Source organism: Flavobacterium frigoritolerans, assembly GCF_025847275.1.
Taxonomy (GTDB): Bacteria; Bacteroidota; Bacteroidia; order Flavobacteriales; family Flavobacteriaceae; genus Flavobacterium; species Flavobacterium frigoritolerans.
This window is the reverse complement of sequence record NZ_JAOZEV010000020.1, coordinates 21,562-40,838: the sequence shown is the minus strand read 5'-3', so window position 1 is coordinate 40,838 and position 19,277 is coordinate 21,562. Positions and strand designations below refer to the sequence as shown.

Annotated in this window: 13 protein-coding genes and 1 pseudogene; 4 read left to right on the top strand and 10 right to left on the bottom strand. The window is 30.9% G+C overall.

All coding sequences use genetic code 11. The features are described from left to right. The first annotated feature begins 3 nt into the window (after positions 1–3). The 4 genes from OIU80_RS18780 (at position 4) to OIU80_RS18765 (ending at position 4,646) form a co-directional block, all read left to right on the top strand. The gene (locus tag OIU80_RS18780) at positions 4–1,134 is read left to right on the top strand and encodes an efflux RND transporter periplasmic adaptor subunit (protein WP_264288510.1); all 1,131 of its coding nucleotides are present in this window, start codon (positions 4–6) and stop codon (positions 1,132–1,134) included. 433 nt (positions 1,135–1,567) lie between these two features. Continuing rightward, entirely contained in the window at positions 1,568–2,551 is a 984-nt protein-coding gene (locus OIU80_RS18775; RefSeq protein ID WP_264288509.1) for a helix-turn-helix domain-containing protein, read from the top strand. Then, positions 2,551–3,555 carry an AraC family transcriptional regulator gene (locus OIU80_RS18770; protein WP_264288508.1) on the top strand — a complete coding sequence of 335 codons (1,005 nt, stop codon included), beginning with the start codon at positions 2,551–2,553 and terminating at the stop codon, positions 3,553–3,555. The genes OIU80_RS18775 and OIU80_RS18770 overlap by 1 nt, the downstream gene beginning before the upstream one ends. Positions 3,556–3,713: 158 nt before the next feature. Next, positions 3,714–4,646 (top strand): PorP/SprF family type IX secretion system membrane protein, encoded by a 933-nt coding sequence (locus tag OIU80_RS18765; RefSeq protein ID WP_264288507.1) that lies wholly within the window; start codon positions 3,714–3,716, stop codon positions 4,644–4,646. Positions 4,647–4,735: 89 nt separating this feature from the next. On the opposite strand, the gene OIU80_RS18760 is transcribed toward OIU80_RS18765, so the two are convergent. From OIU80_RS18760 to OIU80_RS18720, 10 genes and pseudogenes are all read right to left on the bottom strand, one after another. Continuing rightward, complete coding sequence (locus OIU80_RS18760) at positions 4,736–5,794, bottom strand: linear amide C-N hydrolase (RefSeq protein ID WP_264288506.1); 1,059 nt, start codon at positions 5,792–5,794, stop codon at positions 4,736–4,738. A gap of 478 nt (positions 5,795–6,272) precedes the next feature. Next, positions 6,273–6,386: pseudogene (locus OIU80_RS20925) on the bottom strand (XRE family transcriptional regulator); the annotation flags it as partial. Further along, a complete protein-coding gene (locus tag OIU80_RS18755; protein ID WP_264288505.1) occupies positions 6,376–7,107 on the bottom strand; it encodes a YARHG domain-containing protein in 732 nt (243 codons plus the stop codon). The pseudogene OIU80_RS20925 and the gene OIU80_RS18755, both read right to left, overlap by 11 nt. A gap of 22 nt (positions 7,108–7,129) precedes the next feature. After that, on the bottom strand, positions 7,130–7,918 hold the full coding sequence (locus OIU80_RS18750; RefSeq protein ID WP_264288504.1) for a DUF6794 domain-containing protein: 789 nt from the start codon (positions 7,916–7,918) through the stop codon (positions 7,130–7,132). 350 nt (positions 7,919–8,268) lie between these two features. Continuing rightward, on the bottom strand, positions 8,269–9,819 hold the full coding sequence (locus OIU80_RS18745) for a hypothetical protein (RefSeq protein ID WP_264288503.1): 1,551 nt from the start codon (positions 9,817–9,819) through the stop codon (positions 8,269–8,271). A 438-nt stretch (positions 9,820–10,257) separates the two neighbouring features. Next, positions 10,258–10,995 (bottom strand): hypothetical protein, encoded by a 738-nt coding sequence (locus tag OIU80_RS18740; protein ID WP_264288502.1) that lies wholly within the window; start codon positions 10,993–10,995, stop codon positions 10,258–10,260. Between the two features lie 643 nt (positions 10,996–11,638). Next, positions 11,639–11,986 carry a DUF4280 domain-containing protein gene (locus OIU80_RS18735; RefSeq protein ID WP_264288501.1) on the bottom strand — a complete coding sequence of 116 codons (348 nt, stop codon included), beginning with the start codon at positions 11,984–11,986 and terminating at the stop codon, positions 11,639–11,641. A gap of 2,076 nt (positions 11,987–14,062) precedes the next feature. Beyond that, on the bottom strand, positions 14,063–14,404 hold the full coding sequence (locus OIU80_RS18730; protein ID WP_264288500.1) for a DUF4280 domain-containing protein: 342 nt from the start codon (positions 14,402–14,404) through the stop codon (positions 14,063–14,065). A 422-nt stretch (positions 14,405–14,826) separates the two neighbouring features. Continuing rightward, the gene (locus OIU80_RS18725) at positions 14,827–15,729 is read right to left on the bottom strand and encodes a hypothetical protein (RefSeq protein ID WP_264288499.1); all 903 of its coding nucleotides are present in this window, start codon (positions 15,727–15,729) and stop codon (positions 14,827–14,829) included. Beyond that, positions 15,730–19,011, bottom strand: a complete 3,282-nt coding sequence (locus tag OIU80_RS18720; RefSeq protein ID WP_264288498.1) for a phage baseplate assembly protein V — start codon at positions 19,009–19,011, stop codon at positions 15,730–15,732. Between the last annotated feature and the right edge of the window lie 266 nt (positions 19,012–19,277).

The window sequence follows — 19,277 nt, the reverse complement described above, 5'->3', positions numbered from 1 at the left end:
ATAATGAGAACATATATAACCGCAATTTTAGGGATGTTATTTATAGTATCCTGTAAAAGTGATAAAAAAGAGCAACAAAATAATGCCGAAGCTAATAAGGAGGAAAGCAGTATTCAATTAACTAATGAACAAGTAAAGAATGCAGAGTTGGTAATCGGTAATCCTCAGGAAAAAGATGTAAAAGGAATATTAAGCCTTCAGGGAACAGTTACCGTACCGCCTAAAAGTGTTATAAGTATAAGTATTCCGTTGGGAGGGTATATTAAAAAGACCGATTTAATGGCTGGAATGAAAGTTAAAAAAGGTCAGTTACTAGCAGTAGTAGAAGATATGCAATATATACAGCTTCAGCAGGATTACCTAACTGCTAAAGAAAAGTTTCAATTAGCTCAAAGCGAATACAACAGACAAAAAGAACTAAATGCCAAGAAAGCAAGCAGTGATAAGCTGTTTGAACAAACCGCTACAGAAATGCAGACGCAACGTATAAATATGGCATCATTAGCACAGAAATTAACATTGTTGGGGATTCATGTAAAAACACTTACGGCATCAAATATTAGTAAAACAGTAGCTATAATTTCTCCAATAAATGGTTTAGTATCAAAGGTAAATGTAAATGTGGGTAAATATATTTCTCCAACAGATATGCTCTTTGAGTTGATGGAAACAAGCGATATTGTACTTGTTATGAATGCTTTTGAGAAAGATGTGCATTTACTTTCGATAGGACAAACAGTAACCGCTTTTGCTAATAGTAATCCATCAAAGAAATATACTGCAAAAATCGCATATATAAATCAAAGTCTTAATGGCGACAGGGCGGCTGAGGTTGTTTGTAAAATAAACCAATATGATAGTTCGTTACTTCCGGGGCTGTTTATTAATGCCGAAGTAGAATTTGAAAATGAAAAAGCACTTACAGTACCAGAAGATGCAGTCGTGAGATGGCAGGGAGAGTTTTTTGTTTTTTCAGATACAGGAAATAATAATTATAAGATGGTTGCAGTAACCCCTGGAACGACTAATGATGGGTATCGCCAAATTAAATCGGTTCTAATAAATTCATCATCAAAAATAGTTACCAAGAATGCGTACACACTTTTAATGACCTTTATGAATAGCGCAGAATAATAGCGATATAAAACATTATAATAAGAAGGGCAGTCTATTTTAGACTGCCCTTCTTTATTCAATAGCAATTTATTAGGTAGAATAATCTTATTTAAAAGACAGACAAATGAGATGTAGCTGCTTAATTTTTTTCTATATCAAAAAAAGGAATAGTTAGTTTTCTATATTTTTTTCTATATTTACTTTCAAAAATAAATACGGCTTTTAGCATATCTCATACGTGTTGTAAGCATATTATTTCATTTAAGCTTCTAGTGTTTTAAGGATAAAAATGAAGCAACTCAGTTTAAAAATCATTCCCCTATGATTTTTAATTGATAGCTAATTCCATAAGACACAATTTTATAGGATTACATATTGATTATGAAAGTTTTTTTGAAATTATATTAAAGCAAAACAAGCTTTGTTTTGTGAAAAAAGTTAAACAAATACCATGAAAAAAATTACACATCATTATGGAGTAGAGCTCGATTGGGTTGAACCGCTTGCAGAGGAACTTGAAGGAAAGGTTGATGGTAATTTTATTTTAGTGCCAGATTATATCCATACAGGAGACAGATATGTTTTAAATTGTGACCCTAATATTTCAGCACTTTATTTAGATGTAGTATATCATTCAGAAATTCATTTTAGACAAGTAAATAAAACAGACGATTTTATAGGAGTTTATTATAATCTTACAGAAGGAAGAGTTGCTCTATTATCAGATGATAATATAAATCGTATCGGAAAATGGAGTTACAATATGGCTATTATTGATAGTGCACTGCATTCAGACTATATTGTCAAACGTGGAAGTGAAACGTTTGCGCTTAATATTTTTATAAAAAAAGAAGCAATCAAAGAATATTTTAAAAATAATCTCACACAAAAAAAACATATAGACAATATACTCAACCCTGAAAAAAATACGATTATTAATCTTACAAGAATGAGTAATAAAAGTTACAATCTTCTGATGGATTTGAGATCTAAAAAAGTAGAAGACACCTCTTTTGAATTTCATTTAAAAGGGACAGTATTAAATCTTATAGCAGAGTTTATAGAAAAAATGAGCTTTGATGAAATTATAATTGATACTGTTAATGAAGATGATTTGGCTCATATTATGAGATCTAAAATCTATTTAACAGAAAATATAAAGGGCGCTTTTCCAGGTATTCCTTTTTTGGCAAAAGAAGTAAATATGTCAGTATCAAAATATAAAAAACTCTTCAGGAAAATTACAGGAATGACTCCGAATTATTTTTTCATGAATAGTAAACTATTGGAATCCAAGAGACTTTTGGAAGAAAAGCAATTAACAATCAGGCAAGTTTCTGAAAAATTGAATTTTTCGGGCAGCTCCTATTTTATTATAAAATTTAAGGAATCATTCGGAATGTCTCCAAAGAATTTCATTAAACAATTGCAATAATGATGGAAATAAGTCATACTTATACCTTAACAGCCGACTGGCAAAAACAATTTACTCAGCAACTTGTTGAGGAGATGGGAGCAGAGCTAATAGAAGAGAAGCTATTGCTCATGCCTAAAAGTATTGCAGATGGAGGTTTTTATTTTACTGGCGTTATACCTGGGCTATCAGTTGTAATTTGGGATTTAACATTTAAAAAACCAATCAAAATAAATAGTCTTAAATCAGATGATGATTTATACATAATACATTATAATCTTAGCGACGGGATAAATTTAATTAATATTCAAGGGGCAAATGATAAAATTGGATATAAATCAAATTTAGGATTAGGAGTATTTGATAATGTTGTTGACAAAGTTTTTCATCCAATTATAGGAGAACGTATTTTTGCAATGCGATTACTAGTTGCTAAGGATTTATTGAATTTTCCGGTTATTAATGGAACGAAAAATGAACATGATAAACGAAAGGCAAAAAAAAGTAAAAGCAGTGTTTTCTTCTACGATCATATTGATAGTGAGAGTATGCTTATAATACATGATATTAAAAGCAAATCCTTTCAGGACCCTGCCTTTGATATTTATTTAAAAGGAGTTGTATTTAGATTATTAGGGACATTTATTGATCGCTACTCTAAACAAGCTCCAATACTTCATTATATGCCTGAAAAAGAAATAGAGTTCTTAAATATTACTAAAGAATATTTATTAGATAATTTGTTTGCAAATTTTCCGGGAATTAAATTTTTGGCAAATATGGCAAATATGTCTGTTTCAAAATATACTTCTTCATTCAAGAAAATGTTTGTTAATAGCCCGAATCATTTTTTTATAAGAGAAAGGATGATTTTAGCCAATAAACTGCTTAAAAGTGGAAGTTTCGATTCATTAATGGAGGTCTCTAAAGAATTAAATTTTTGTACACTAAGCTATTTTTCTTTAAAGTATTATAAGCAATTTGGAAGAAGGCCTTCCGATGATTTTGTAAAAAATACGCTTTAATCCCTTACTGGTATTGCTGTTTTATTAAACATTTCTTTGGTTTTTTTAATGTCTATTTGCTTTATAAATACGATTGAAAAAAAGACTTATTGTGATATTTTTTTACCGTATTGTATGGTATAAAATTTATTATTTAGCCAAATAGAAAATTTAATAGAATGAAAAACAAAAGATTAGGATTGATACTACTAATTCTATCTATATATAATGTTAGTTGGGCACAACGGGAATCCCAATTTACACAATATATGTACAATACCACAAGTATCAATCCGGCTTATGCAGGCTCACGTGAAGTAATGAGCATTTTTGGTATGCATAGAAATCAATGGGTAGGCTTAGATGGAGCTCCGGTTACAAATGTTGTATCAATTAATGCACCCATTGAATTTAGTAATGTCGGTTGGGGAACATCAATTATTAATGATAAAATTGGTCCCATGACAGAGAATTCTATTTCAGCGGATTTCTCTTATACGATTAACACTTCGGATACATATAAACTATCCTTTGGATTAAAAGCGACGGCCAATTTACTTAATGTAGATTTTACAAAATTAAATATCTATGATCCTTCGGATCCAAGATTTCAGGAAAACATCGATAATAAATTTTCTCCAAATATAGGAGCAGGGGTTTATTGGTACTCAGATGTATCTTATATAGGATTATCGCTTCCTAAAATGCTGGAAACGAGTTATTACGATAAAAGTGCAAATAATACCGCATCGAGTTTTGTGGTCAAAGAACGTATGAGCTATTATTTGATGGCAGGTTACGTTTTTGATATAGATCGCGACATAAAGTTTAAACCTTCGATGTTGACAAAAGTGGTTAGAGGAGCCCCTTTACAAATGGATTTATCTGCCAATTTTATATTCGATGAAATATTTACGGCAGGAATAGCATACAGATGGAGTGCAGCCGTAAGCGGAATGGTAGCCTTTCAGGTATCAGACGGTATGTTGATTGGTTATGCTTACGATGCCGAAACAACCAAGTTAGCAAATTATAATTCAGGATCACATGAGATATTCTTTCGTTATGAGTTTTCTAAAAAACGAAAAATTACTCGTTATAGGTGCTTTTAAGCGAACAATATAGATTCAGAAGAACTCTATATTTATAAAAGCCCATTTTTAATTCAGAGAATTGAAAATGGGCTTTGTTGTTTACTAAATTATATTCCGATGAAAGTAAATGGTTTCGCAGTACTAAGTTTCTGAGAGCTTTCTCCTGCGTAGGTTTCATTTTTACTTACGCTTAGTCTTTTAACTGGAGCATTTTTATTAAAATTAATTTTCTTTAAATCGATCCAAAAAGTATTAGGAGTCTGTACAGTTTCAAAGTAATAAACTAGGTTTTTTTGGTCAGAAACAGATCTCCATCTGGTAGAAGAAATATTTGGTTCAGTCTCCGAAGAAATTCCGAAGGGAACAGAACAATTTCGTATAACGCTAAAAACACTAGCTATAGAGGTACGGATATCTGAAGTTTGTGGTATAGCATTGATATAAAAAGAGGCTCTTGCATATCTGTCGGCTGCCCGATTAGTTCCTGGTAGCATAACAGTTCCGGGAATGCCTTGCCAGTATTTATTAATGGCTAGTTGCTCTTCAAATATAGGTGAATTAGTCATGACGGTATAGAATGCATCGTGGTGGATTATTAGTTTTCCGCCAATATATTCAAAAATAGCATTGTCACCCGAAGCATCAGAAACAGAAAGATGTAAGGTGGTAAATTTTGTTGTACCAGGAATGTAATCAGAAACAACCACAAAGTCTTCTTTTCTCAACTCATCTACAGTTTCTTTAACAGACATAAAGTTATCCAGTACATATTGAGCCCATGCAGAGATAGTTATTCCTTTTGCGGCACCCTGAGGGCTATATTTGGGGTATTGGCTCTCAGCCAGCCACAAAACATTTGCAACTAATCCTTTTTCGTTGATACCATCTGTGGTAGCAATATCCCACGCACTGGTTATTACACTGCCGTATTTAGAAGTCCATTTAATGGAGTTTTTACCAACATTACCGTCTCTTTGTAATCCTCTGGGGAAAACCCAAATATTAGCATCAATTTCGTCTTTCCAGTCCATAGATCGAGCTGTAATTACAGTGTTTAGAGGGCCTTTGTAGACAACTCTAGTACAAGGATAAACTTCTGGTGACAGAATAGTTAAAAATAGTAGAGTAAGGGCAATACTATTTTTTAGGTTTGTGTGTTTTTTCATAAAATAGGGGGATAGATAGTTAGTATATTTTTCCTAATAATTTAAGTATAGCTAATTTAAGAAAAAAAAGAAGCACTTATTTTTAAAAAGTAACATAAAACAACTAATCACGAATAAGCTTTGATTTCTCTCTAATAACAATCAATTTTTAGCCCATAAAAAAAGCCTAACCAATGGTTAAGCTTTTATATACTACCTAACTTGTTGGGAGTAATTACTGAGTCTATTCGATTCGGTCGTAAAAATTTCATTTAACGCATAGAAACATAGGTTTCGTATACTCAAAAAAGACGTTTTACTTATTTTAAAGACATATAGACAGCGATGTGAAAGAAAAATATTTCTTTTTTGTGTTCTTTTTTACACATAAAATCTATGTTTCTATGCGTAAAATTAATTACACCCAACGGATAATGCCTATTTGTTTTGAATCAACTTTTCTAGTCTCAACATCATTTCGTCTTTTTCTTTAAGCATTTTGTTCTAGTAGTGATATTTTTTTTTGGTTCCAGTCTTCGCCAAGTTCAAATGCAAGTGCTTCTTGCTTTATGCCTAGGATTCCTTTGTTTATGGTGGTTTTTTTATCCTGCAACAGCCAATCTTATAAAATTTAATTTACGGTTTTTAAATTCGAATTGCCAATTATACATATATTCATTTTCAGAGTGATAGTCTGTAAATTCATTAAAGCCCTCAATTATTTTTGAATGTCCCGTATAATTGTAGTAAATGTTTATGCTTTCGCCTTCTATTGAAAGCTCGTAAACAATTTTAACAAAGCCATTATCTTCCATTACACTATTCAGGCCTTTGCTTTTGTAATAATTAATATTGTCTAAGTTGATTTTATTTAGCACCTCTTTAAGTGATTTCGGTTCATCAGCTCCTGTTTGATTTTCATAGAAAAAACCAAATTGTGATTTTAGCTCATTTGTTTTGTTGGTTAAAACAAACTCTTTAAATGATTTTAGCTGATTAATCAGTTCACTATCTTTTGTTTTTAGTGATTTTGTTGCTTCTTGTAAAAAACTAATGTTTTGTTTTTCGGTTTCGTTAAACACAACAGCCTTGTTATTGTTTTTTGATTTGTACCAAGATTTTTCACTAAAATAATTTTGGAATCTTGAGTTTTCAAATTGATACCCATTTCGTGCAAAAATTTCATTGGTTAATAATCGTATTTCATCAATACTTAAATTTTTTATTTGTGCAGATTTGATAATTTGCGTGGAGCAAGTGGAGCAGTCTTTTAATGTTTGTGCTGTTCCTTTAAAACAAAGAAGTAAAAAGGATATGTAAAGGATTTGTTTCATTGTAAAGTTTTAAATGATAATTTTATTCTTTTGGTTCCCAATCTTCATAACTAAACCAGGTTTGTTTTCCTTTTTTAATGTACTTTTTTGGATCGATCCATTTTTTAGCTTTCGGATTATAACTTATATAACCATCATTATCACCATATAGGATTCCTTTTTTGTCACAACTTTCAATAATTTTGACTTTTATGAAAAAATCTTTAGGATTTAATTCTGTGATAATTCCTTTAGCAATACAAATATCATCATCATATTTCTTTTCCTGTGCTTCACTAACAAATCCTTTTCGGTAATTGAATAGGATTGTATCCGAAATCTTGTATTTAGTAAACTCTGTTTTTTTTATCTCTATTTCAGCTTTTTTTGATTCTTGCCAATAGTCTTTATAGTATTGGATTTGTTCATCAAAATTTATTTCCTTGTTGTTCAAATATCGATAATAACTGTCCAAAATAATCCCAGACATATCATCAGGGTGGAATATTCCTTTATCATTAAAAAACTTTGAAAGTCTTGAGCCTCCCCAAAGTTGCCAATTGTTTCTCATCCACATTCCAAACCCCAGATGCAATCTTCCAGAAAACTCTTCTTCGGATAATTGCTTCAATTTAATTTTAGTACTGTCAGCCCAAAATGTGTTTATTTGTTTGAAACTATCTTCTAAATCTATTGGAATATAAATACTATTTAGTGTGTCTGTAGTAAATCTAACTTTTTCTTCTTCCTCTTTTTGCTTTTTATCGGCGGTTTGCCCAGAACAAATGGTGCTTGCAAATACGAGAAATAGGATTAATTGTAGTTTCTTCATAATATTGTGTTTAACTTTTTTTTCACGAAACGTTTCATGCTTCGATGCATTAAAAAAACGCAATAGAAGTTTTACAAATTAGCTTTGCAAACATAATTAAATAAGAATAAGTTTAGGATTTTTGATCAAATTATTTAGAATAGCGAAATAAAAATAGCGCTTTTATATTCGCAAGAGTTTTATGTTTACAGGATTTGACGCTCCGTTTTCTTAATGTATATAAACTCAAAAAAAAAACTTGGATCAGACTTTAATTAAAAAATCTAACCCAAGTTTGTAATCTTATTTAAATAGAACTTATTCCAAGAATTCTTTAGTTTATCAATAAAGACTTCAAGGAATTTTGGTTTTTAAACCAATTCGCAGTCCATTTTTATTGAAGTTATTTTTTGCAAATGCTTTTCTATTTGGTATTTATTAAAGTTATCCCATTTTGGTGCAGTGTTTGTTTTTTGTCCGTACATAGCATCCAGGCAAACATTGTTGTCTTTGTATAAGTGATGTAAAACTTCTAAAATTTTAAAGAAAAATTCATCTAGCATTACGATTGCATCAAATTCAGATTTTAGCGTATTGTAATTGCTGTCAGCTGGATTTAATAACTGTAGTAAATCTAAAATTTCGTTCTTTTCAGCTTCATTAATTTCGGCTAAATAACCTGTTTTCAGCGTTTTTACAACAAGATTATTCCAAGCAATGCTATCGTGTCCCCATTGTACATCAGGTAGGTTTAAAGAATGTTCACAAATTAGAAGAATTGATTGAAGCACATCATTTAAGTATTCCGTTGGAAACTCATCAAAGCTTCTGAATTCGAAACCACTTTGGTACATTTTCTCCTGATTAAAATCAAGTCCCAGTTCCGAAAGCATTTCATATTGCATATCTGCTTCAATCTGATCGCGCCACCAAATGTTTTCTTCTTTTTCAAATTTCAGCAGTTTTCTAAAATCATCTACATTATAGGTTAGAATTTTACCTTTTGGCATGGCTTTGTTATACGTTCCTACGCCTATGTAACGTGACATGGCATTTCGCATAGAACCTAGAGTAAAATTTTTGTCTAAATTGTATTTATCACTAATCACTCCCATAATGTCGGGACTTCCTAGAGTTGCTATAAAGAAGGGCTCAAACCATTGCAAGAGATAAATAGCATTAGCGTGTGTTTTTTCAAAATTTTTGTAATCAATAATTCTACTATCTTCGGTTAATGTTGGTAAAGTAATATGAAAATGATAGGTTCCAGTATTAAATAAAACTAGATTTTCCTGATTGGTCATAAACATATTAAGTCCATTGTTGTAATCTGGGAAATCTAATTTTTCTTTTAGTACAGCCGATTCATTAATTTTATCAATGAATAGTTTTTTGGTTGCTTTTAATTCTTTGCAGGAATCAACTACTGTTCTGTTTTCAAAATATTTGGTTACAAATTCGATAGAATCTCCATCAAAATGTACAGAACCCATTGTTTTATTCCTTTGGGTAATCATGCTCTGAATGTTGTAGGGTTGATCCTCAAGGAAAAGCTCCATGATTGATTTACCAAGGTATTCTGGATTTTCAATTGGCTGTACAGGTTCAGCAGTAGGGGCATCAACTAATGGAATTGCTTCTGCTAATGTTTTGTGCTGAAAGTTGATATCTAGTTTTTCCAGCGAATGACTATTCATCATTCTGCTTACTTGATAGTTTTCATTTAAATCAAAAGCTTTTTCCAATACAGGAGCCAAGCTATCTGGTTTATAGCATTTTCTGTAGTCAATACTATATCTCTCAAAGCCAATCTTTTCTTGTATAAACGCACCAGTGACTATTAAGGGGTCTTCAAATTGCAAGTAGGTTTCATTTTCTAATCCTATGCCCCAATAATATTTTTTTGTCTGTGTGTTTTTCATTTATACTAATTGTCTTTTTTGTGATTAATTAAAATTTTTAAAGCCTTTATTCTTATTTGGATATACGAGCTTAATCTGCTTAAAACAGGGACAAAACAATTTGTAATGGATCAACACAATAGATGCATCCATTAAAAAAGTTTAATTTTACTTTTAAAACTGTAGAAATTTATATTTTGTCCTCAGAAACTTGCATTTGTATCGACTGAAAGATTGATAAAAAGGTAAAATTTTATAATGAAGTTATAAAATTACGATTGTCATTAATTGCTTTTATATCAATAATTTAAGCGGATGAATAGCTCAATTATGATTTTGGCTATTCATGTTTTTTCCAAGTTGCGAATGTAGTTCTTTTTTACGTGATTTGCAACTATGTAATGCGTTGATAATCAGTAAGTATTTTAATTATTAAACAATCAAAGGGATTGTTTTTATTTATTCATGGTAATAAAGCACATAAGAGGAGTATAATTCATCATTCCACCAATCTTTTCTAACCTCAGAAAAGTAGTTATAATTTAGCTTTCCTGCCTGCGATTGGAGCGGATATACTACTACACCATTTTCACGGTAGGCTTTATTTGTTTCTGTTTCAGGAACAACAGGAACGATATGCCCAGAGAGCCCTTTTTGTTTTCTTTTGGCGCAAATTAGCCCAATTCCTCCATTGGTATTGACCTTGTTTTGAATTTCATCAACAGTATGCATTCTTTCCCAGCCAAAACTAGCTCCCCATTCTAAAAACCAATCGTGTAAAGCACTAGAATAAATGCGATCAACAGTTTGTTTAAAAACGGCTTTTTCTTCTTGTCCCTGCAATATTCTTTCCAGCGCTTTTTTTGTCCACCAAACCGTTGGGAGATATACTTTACCGTAATAACAATAATCGTATGAATACACATTACAATAAGTATCTTCTGTAGTTCTTTGATACCTAATATTAGTTTCAACATCTAGTTTATCAATGAGTAGGCCAATACTTTCTTTTTTACTAGCCGCATCGGTTAAATTTCTATACGGAATACTAGAATCCAGCATAGGTCTTTCTTTCTTTTTCATAGAATCTAACTGAGATTGCGGATCAGGTAATAAATCAGCTTTCTTTATTAGGCTATTGGGTATTGGATTATCTTCTAATGATACTATTTCTTCTGTTATGGTATGTTTTCCCATCTTGACTGCTTAAAATTAATTGGCTTTACGTTATAGATATTGACTATTTGTTCAACGTAATTTTGTGCGCTAAAAAGTAAATATAGGGATTTTAACTTTTCTAATGGGTCTGATAAAAGACAAATTATAGAAAAATTATGATTCATTTAATTAATCTATAGCTTTTAAAAAGCTTTATTCTCAGTGTGTTTACTTGTTATTTGTGGAATTATATTTTCTGTTTTTCCTTAGGTTTTAGTTGTAAAATATTGTTTTTCAATAAGGTATGTTACTTCGGTTGTTTTAAGAGACAATTTAAGTAGAGATTCAAAAAACAGATAAAACCAATAGCATTTCTAATAGATTTTTTTTTTGATGACTAGCAGGTCAAACGAAAGGATTGACTTCGTCAAATCTTTGATTTTGTGGTGAAGCGGGTTTATATAATTGTAGATAAAAATTATTTTAACCCGTTGGGTGTAATTACTTCGTCTATTCGCTTTGCTCGGGTCATAAAAGCTTAATTAAACACATAGGAACATAGATTTTATGTGTAAAAAAGAATACAACTAGCTATGTGTGCTTTAAATAAGTGAAACGCCTTATTTTTAGCTAAAAAACCATGTTTCTATGTGTTAATAATAATTACACCCAACGGGTTATTTTATTCTTCTGCTACAAATGTTTGAGCCGTTTTAATAACTGATATTTTACCACCAACAGAGCAAGGACAGATTGATTTGTCTAGCAATTCCTTTTTGTTGTCTATATCAAAAACCGAAATATCTTGCCATTTTGTTGGTGCTGGTATGCACGGAAAAAGACCTCCTAAATACATTTTGAGTTTACACTGTCCGAATGGCATAATGTTTTCGTTTGGTTTTATATCATCTTCAGTAGCTTGTAATTTGCCATCTATTTTCATAAATGTTTGGCTTGTTACTATTAATGCGGTTGGCTTTGTGCCTTTATCGCATTGAAGCTGAGTAGTGTCGATTATTGGGTTGGGCATAGGTTATTTTATAAATTATTTCATTCTTTTTCTATATACGAAGTTGTCTTTTCTTTAAAACATTGCTTTGCATGGAAAAAACTCATCTTAAATTATATTCTGTATCTAAACGTTTAAATGTTTTTCTAAATATCATTTTATTCAAAAAAACAGCAACAAGCAAACAGGGTATCATAAAAAAAAGTTTGTTATACCTCAACTTTCCGTCATAAGACATAACCACAATATTTAAATAATATTCATTGAATATATATAGAAGAGTAAAAGTTAAAAAAGTTGTCAAAAAAGCTGATACTATATAAGTTTTAGATATAGAATTATTAGGCTTAAAATAATTTATTATTAAAAAAATAACTGGATAAAAAAGGATACATAAACCCTCCATAAATAACAAGCTTATTGGGCTTAATAAGGTCATAATTAAAAAATCTTCTAAAATAAAAAAACCAGTTTTTAGATATTTAATCAGATTATATAATATCAAATACACAAAGGCGTATATGTAAATATGAGATATAAACAAAAAAATAATGTTTGATGTTTTATTAGGCTTCATCTTTTCTTAATTATTGCTTTAAATTCTTTTACTTTTAAATGATGTGGATGTTGGCTTGTGTCTCTCTAAGAAATCATGAGTATAGGTAAATCTATTCTAAACCCTACATCCTTGACATCGCCATACCAAGGATCATCAAATTGTTGGATTATTTTCTTTAGATTCTTTTGTATTTGTTTTTGAATAGCAACCAATTACAAGCAATAGAAACAATTAAACTTGGAATAATAAAATACATTAAATTGCATGAATCAGGAGAAAATAATATTTTGTCATGCTTATTATTTGAATACATCCAGAGATAATTTGATAAATAGGCAAAACAAATTGATATTATATAAGCTATAAACCATTTTTGTTTTAGTTTAGTTTTTATCAATATTAACATTAGTAGAATTGGCATCATAAAAAACAATGGTATTTGCTCAATCAAACCAAGAACCCCTAAAATAAACCCCAATAAAACTGTATATAGTTCATCATAATCATTATTAAACACCCTAATTGAAAGAGAAAAAACTAAATAATAAATAAATAGATGCACTCCCCATATTTGTATAAAAAAACCTGCTTTATTTTGCTTCATAATCACGAATAATTTTTTTATACTCTTCTTTTAAAAATCCTTTATTATCAACTTTTCCTTTAAATGGTGCAGAAGTTTGCTTGTGTCTATCTAGCCACAGCATAAGTATTGGTAAATCAATCCTAAATCCTGCATCCTTAACATCAACCTGCTATGGGCTAAGCTCATTTTAAATTATATTCTGTGTCTAAACGTTTAAATGTTTTTTTAAATATCATTTTATTCAAAAAAACAGCAACTAGTAAACTGGGTATCATAAAAAAAAGTTTATCAATGATGTAGTCTTGATTGTTTATTCGTCCCAATAATTTTATATAATTTTTTGAATTAAAAAACATTATTAAATACATAAAACTATTTACAAGAGTTGTTGATATAATATAGATATTAAAAATATTATGAGTTGATTTAGAATAATGACTTATAGCAATATAAAAAACGGGAATTAATAGAATGAAAAAGGGAATATCACCAAAATATAAAACATATAATGGACTAGCCAAACATGAAATTAAAAGTTCTTTAATTTCAAATCTATCTTCTATATAAAATCTAACAATATCATATAAAAGTACATATACAAGCGAGTATATATAAATATGTAAAAGGAATAATAAAAAAACAGAATTTGTATTATTTTTTCTCATAATTTCTCACTATTTTTTTAAATTCTTCTTTCAAAAATCCTTTGCTATCTGTTTTGTCTTTAAATGGTGCGGAGGTTGGTTTGTGCTTGTCTAACCAAAGCATAAGCATTGGTAAATCAATCCTAAATCCTACACCGATAACTTTTCCATTCCATGGTTCGTCAAATTCTATAAATGATTGAAAACTAATGTATTGGTTTTTTTTTTCATCTAATCCTGATAGATCGGGATAAAACGCGATACTATATTTAGGTTATTGCTTAATTGTAAAGAATGTATTTCTTGTTTTATCCAGCTTCTGTTTTTCCGTTATGGCCTTTGTTTATTATAGTTATTTTCCCTCCTGTTTTGCATAAACATTCTGATGTTTCCAGTACTATTTTTTGGTTATTTATTTCATCATTTTGGGTTGTTTTTTCCCATTTTTGAGTTTGTGGAGTGCAGGATTGGTTGTATTTTGCTTTACAATTGCCAAAAGGAAAAATATTTTCGTTAGGCTTTGCATCATTTTCGGTAGCAATAAATTTATCTTCAAAGGTGCTAAAGTCTTGGCTACTTACTTTTAGTTCGCTTAGTTTTGTGCCTTTATCACATTGGAGTTGAGCAGATTGGGTGACTTTTTGCGACATGGTTAGTTAGTGTTTATTGTTGCTCGGTAAATTCTATTTCTTTACTTATTAATACTTTATTTTTAATTTCTAAATTATTGAACTCATTAAATCCTTGAATTATTATTTTGCCTTTGGAAATTTTCCATTTATGTTTTTCAGTTAAATTATCAAACATGTGTTCGTACAAATTTTTTAATTCAGAAGAATTAACGTGTGCAGTAACTTTACGAGAGATTTTTACGGAGTCTTTACTGAACTGTAAAACTATTTATTGATGAAGTGTGTCTATTCCATCTTTACATGTTTCTCCCAAATTTGCAATATATGTTTTACCAATAATTTTGGATTGTGTGTTAGCACTAATAGCTAAAAATAACACTCCTACTAAAATTAAATTTTCATGTTACGACTTGTTTTTTTTATATTTTGTAGTGTTTTCATCAATTAATATCATAACCCACTTGGTTAAACGTTACATTTCTTTTATTCTCAAAATAAATAAGTGCTCCCATAATAAGAAGAAATGCTGCTAGAACGATTACTAATAATAAATTGTTGTTGCCACCATCGTTGTTATCGTTGTTATTGTTAACTAGTGGGATAGTGTTTTGGTTTTGCTTCGCATTAATTGTTTTATGAGCTGTTTTGGCTTTGGGTAAGCGATTTATTGCTTCTTTAAATTCAGAATTATATAGTCTTTCATACAGTATTTTGCCTGTTGTACCATCTATTATGACCCTTTTTGAAGGAATATCGTCCCCTCTTCTTCGGTGAAAAAATAAAACTTCATAAATAGGACGAAAATCATTTTCATAAACCTCTTCTTTTTCTATTCGTGAACAGATATATACAAGTCTGTTTTTATCAGGGTCATCTGGTACTTTCATTAAATCAATATCGTACTCTTCTTTAATTAATTCGCAAACACTTTCTACACTAAATTTATATGGTAAATCATGATTGGTTTCTTTTATTAATTCGCCATTGGCATTAAATTCTTTGCTAACCCCTACGCAAAAAGTATAAAATTCATATCCTATAAATGCTAAATACTTAGTTTTTCCTTTAAATACTTTTCTTTCTGTAATTGGAGAATTAAATTTTTCTCTTTTTACTGTAACATGATCATTACTGCTCATTACTTGAATTTGATCTCCATTAACATCTAAATAGTTTCCCTGTCCCGAACGTCTAGGATGTGGTTGTAGTCTTTTATATTTTTCTGTGTCAAAATATTCCATGGTATCTTTTTTTATATTGTTATTTATTAAAGTGTCTTTTATTTGACTTTTGCAACTTATCGAAACTAGTACTAAAGCTATTGTTATAATTAATGTTTTCATTTATTTTATGTGTTTTTTAATTATTTCCCATTGCCATTTCCAAGTTGTTTTACCATCAGGCTGATAACTCATAATATTATCTGTTGCACTAGACGGATCTGTACTTGCATGAGCAAATACAAATTTTTGTTTAGAATCTGTTATAGTTCCATTAGCATGCGTGTGATATAAACCTAAGCCGTGTAAAACTTCATGATTTAAAGTGACATTATCTCTTCCTGGATATAATACAACACTTTTTTTACCTATATCTTCTACTCGTCCAGCAACATTTTGTGTAGATTCTGGTATCCCAAAAACAAAAACATAAAAATAGTCTGTATAAACACTTGTGGTAGATCGGCTTAGTAATTGCCTCATATAACTATTTAGTGTGGGTTCAGTTCTTACTATTAATCCTCCGGATATATATATCCCTCCTATTTGAAAATTAGCATTTGTACTCAAATCTAAATAATCAATAATAGCACCTGCTGAATCTAATAAAGGATTACCGTGTATGTCTTTTGCAACAAACTCCTCCACCTCTCCATGTATCAAGGCTTGGTGTAAAGCATTATGTAAATTTATTTTTTCAGCTGGGTCAAAAACACCTGTCTCTTCTTTTCCCATAACATTCGTTCTTACTTGTACCAATACAAATTTCTGTGTTTTTCTATTTGTAATCGCTTTAATCTTTCCGTTTTTAGGTCTGTTAAGGTTGGCACACACTATTATTTTCCCTGCTAATCTACGCAAAGTAAGTTGTTTGGCTGTGGTTTCTAGTAGGGAATCTTTGGGGTAGGCATATACTTTTATTTCTTGGTCTGTGCCAAACTCACGGATGCATTTTATGTTTATGGTGCCTACTTCTCTTTTTGCACCTAGGGTTTTGTTGGTTAGCAATACTGGGTTAGCATCGGTACCGTCTTTGTTATCTATTGTAAAATAGCGCTTGTCAAAAACAAGGCGTACTTGGTCAGGTTCTTCTATTTCTACATCTATCAGAACACGCAATTCGGCTTCATAAGCGGGTTTGGGTGTCGTTATTATGGCATCGCTTACTGCTTTTGGGTACAAATTAAGCCATGGTACATAATATTGGGTTAGTTTTGGTGTGCTGGTTCGGCTTATGGGTAGTTGGTTATACATTTTCTCTAAAGCAGGGAAGGCTTCGCCTGCTTCGTATTCGGTATTAGAATCGGTATAAGTAATCTTTTTTGTAGTAGGGTTTACTATTTTGCCATTTGGTTTTTCGTAGCCGTTTACGAGACAATCTTCATACTTTTTTTCGTTGGTTAAGCCGTTATCATCTATTCGCAACCAATCGAACCCAAATTGTCCAGTATAAGTTCCGTCTTGTTTGGTTCTAAATTCAACAATTACATTAGTAAGATTTTTGGGTGGAGCAAGTGCTACTGCAAGTGGTGCATTGGTAAAACTGTTTTTGGTTTTGCCATGCATTTCGGCTACTTCTTTGCTGTTTATGCTGGTTAATTTATCAGAATGAACGAGCATTTTTTCGGTGCCATGTGTGGTTACTTCTTTGGCTTCGATGCTTATAGCATGACTCGAATTAATTAATGCTTTGGCACTAAAAAGGCTCATAAATCCGCTTACTACCTGCTCTAATGCTGGGGTAAAAGTAAATATTTTACGTTTTACATCCATTATCAATTCTTTAGAGATGTTCATTTCTAAATTATTGCCAGCGTTGAGCACAATATTATTACTGGCATTTATTACAACATTTTTAGCATGTATTGTTACAGTCTCTAAGGCATTAACATTAATATTGTTGCCTGTGCTGTCTATATGAAATTTATTTTCTTTGATGTCGCCCAAAGTAATATTACGTTCTTTTTCTAGCTCTAATCGATGCCCTGAACCGTCATAAATACTCCTTAAATCATTACTAGCTCCGCCTCCTTTTGCCGTTGTTCCGTTAAATAAGCTTCCCATTACAAAGGGTCTGTTAGGATCGTTATAACGAAAACCAAGTAGCACATGGTCGCCTACTTCGGGAATAAATACCATGCCTCGGTTGGTTGGAACTTCTGTGCTTGTACCGGCATCTGGTGTCATTACACGCAACCAAGGCGTGCATAGATTTTTTGTTTGTTGCCAAAGCAATTGTACTCGAATGCGTCCGTTGCCTTTTGGGTCGGCATTATCTACAACTATGGCTTGCTGAATTTGAGCCTGTGGGAAATCTATTTGTGGTTCTGGTAATTTTTTTATAAAAGCTGGTAAAGCTTTAAAATGGTTTGAATATTCACCAATATCGGTGGCTTTATGGGTTATTTCGGTAATAATATATTGTCCTACTTCTTGGGTTTCGAGTTCGTCTTTGAGCGTGCTTAAATGTGCAATTTGGTTTTTTACTTGCAAAGCATCAATATGAATAATTGAGCCTATTTTTAGCTGATTATTATGACTGCTTGCTGTGATATAATTGGCATCTGCCATGATGCTCTCTTGTCGCTTTTTTAAACTAGTTTCTAATGCCATATCATAGCCTGTGGCTATTCTGCCATATTCAAATGAGGGTGTTGAATATAGTTTTTCTGAGGCTTCAAAAGCTTCGTTGCCTAATTTTGGTAAGCCTTCTATTTTATCTTGGGTTTTAGCCTGATAAAGATTGTTTGTGTTTTCGTTATAGGTAAATGCACTAAACTGATTAGGAATGGCTTGTATTGATATATTGAGGTTATGAATGTCTTTGCTGTACGTAAGATTAATGGCTTCTTCTTGTTTTTTAGGTTTTCCAAAAAACAGTTTTTCGCCATCATACAAAAGCCATTCGTTGTATTGTTTGGCTAATCGCTGGATGTATTGAAAATCGGTTTCTAAATGCTGGGTTTGATATTCAATTCTGGTTGTGTTTTCGGGTTGGATATTGTTTTGTAGCTGTTCGCCAGCGGCAGTTTTGATAACTTCTTGCACCATATCTTGCAAAGTGGTGTCTTCCCAAGAGTGCATTTTTTTACCTGATTCTAACAAAATAGTTTTCGAAAATCCTGATAGTATGATTTGATTTCCTACATGATCTTGTTCTTGTGCAAATTGAATATTGGTTATAATTCCCAAAAAATTATTATTATTTTCTAAAACAATATGCACAACTTTTCCTAGCCATTCTTGAGCATTTTCTATGGTGTAGGCTCTTGGTTTTTCAATTACCGAATGTGGTACGCAAATCTTAAATCGATGATGATTGTTTATCGTTTGGTTCAGTTCTATTGAGATAAAATGTGGTATTTCTTTTTTATCTATTCCGAAAGTAATTTTTTGTTTTGACATTTTTAATCGGTTTGGTTTAGTTAAAAGGATATTATATACCAAATAAACCTTCGTGTTTACTCATTTTTAAGTAGATCAACGAAGGTTTGTTTTGCTTTTATCTGTTTTTGGTTTTTTCAAATATATTATTTTTTTTCTTACAAAAAAATAAATAAATATATTTTTAGATAAATAATTTTCTTACTTAAAGGTAAGTATAGGTAGCTTGTTAAAATCTTATCTACCATCTAGTAATATAAATTCTCTATATAATTAAAGAATACAAA

Bases quoted from the DNA above. Each gene is read 5' to 3' on its own strand.
- OIU80_RS18770 (WP_264288508.1), top strand. From the start codon at position 2,551: ATGATGGAAATAAGTCATACTTATACCTTAACAGCCGACTGGCAAAAA.
- OIU80_RS18760 (WP_264288506.1), bottom strand. From the start codon at position 5,794: ATGAAAAAACACACAAACCTAAAAAATAGTATTGCCCTTACTCTACTA.
- OIU80_RS18765 (WP_264288507.1), top strand. From the start codon at position 3,714: ATGAAAAACAAAAGATTAGGATTGATACTACTAATTCTATCTATATAT.
- OIU80_RS18735 (WP_264288501.1), bottom strand. From the start codon at position 11,986: ATGCCCAACCCAATAATCGACACTACTCAGCTTCAATGCGATAAAGGC.
- OIU80_RS18730 (WP_264288500.1), bottom strand. From the start codon at position 14,404: ATGTCGCAAAAAGTCACCCAATCTGCTCAACTCCAATGTGATAAAGGC.
- OIU80_RS18720 (WP_264288498.1), bottom strand. From the start codon at position 19,011: ATGTCAAAACAAAAAATTACTTTCGGAATAGATAAAAAAGAAATACCA.
- OIU80_RS18780 (WP_264288510.1), top strand. From the start codon at position 4: ATGAGAACATATATAACCGCAATTTTAGGGATGTTATTTATAGTATCC.
- OIU80_RS18725 (WP_264288499.1), bottom strand. From the start codon at position 15,729: ATGAAAACATTAATTATAACAATAGCTTTAGTACTAGTTTCGATAAGT.
- OIU80_RS18740 (WP_264288502.1), bottom strand. From the start codon at position 10,995: ATGGGAAAACATACCATAACAGAAGAAATAGTATCATTAGAAGATAAT.
- OIU80_RS18750 (WP_264288504.1), bottom strand. From the start codon at position 7,918: ATGAAGAAACTACAATTAATCCTATTTCTCGTATTTGCAAGCACCATT.
- OIU80_RS18745 (WP_264288503.1), bottom strand. From the start codon at position 9,819: ATGAAAAACACACAGACAAAAAAATATTATTGGGGCATAGGATTAGAA.
- OIU80_RS18775 (WP_264288509.1), top strand. From the start codon at position 1,568: ATGAAAAAAATTACACATCATTATGGAGTAGAGCTCGATTGGGTTGAA.
- OIU80_RS18755 (WP_264288505.1), bottom strand. From the start codon at position 7,107: ATGAAACAAATCCTTTACATATCCTTTTTACTTCTTTGTTTTAAAGGA.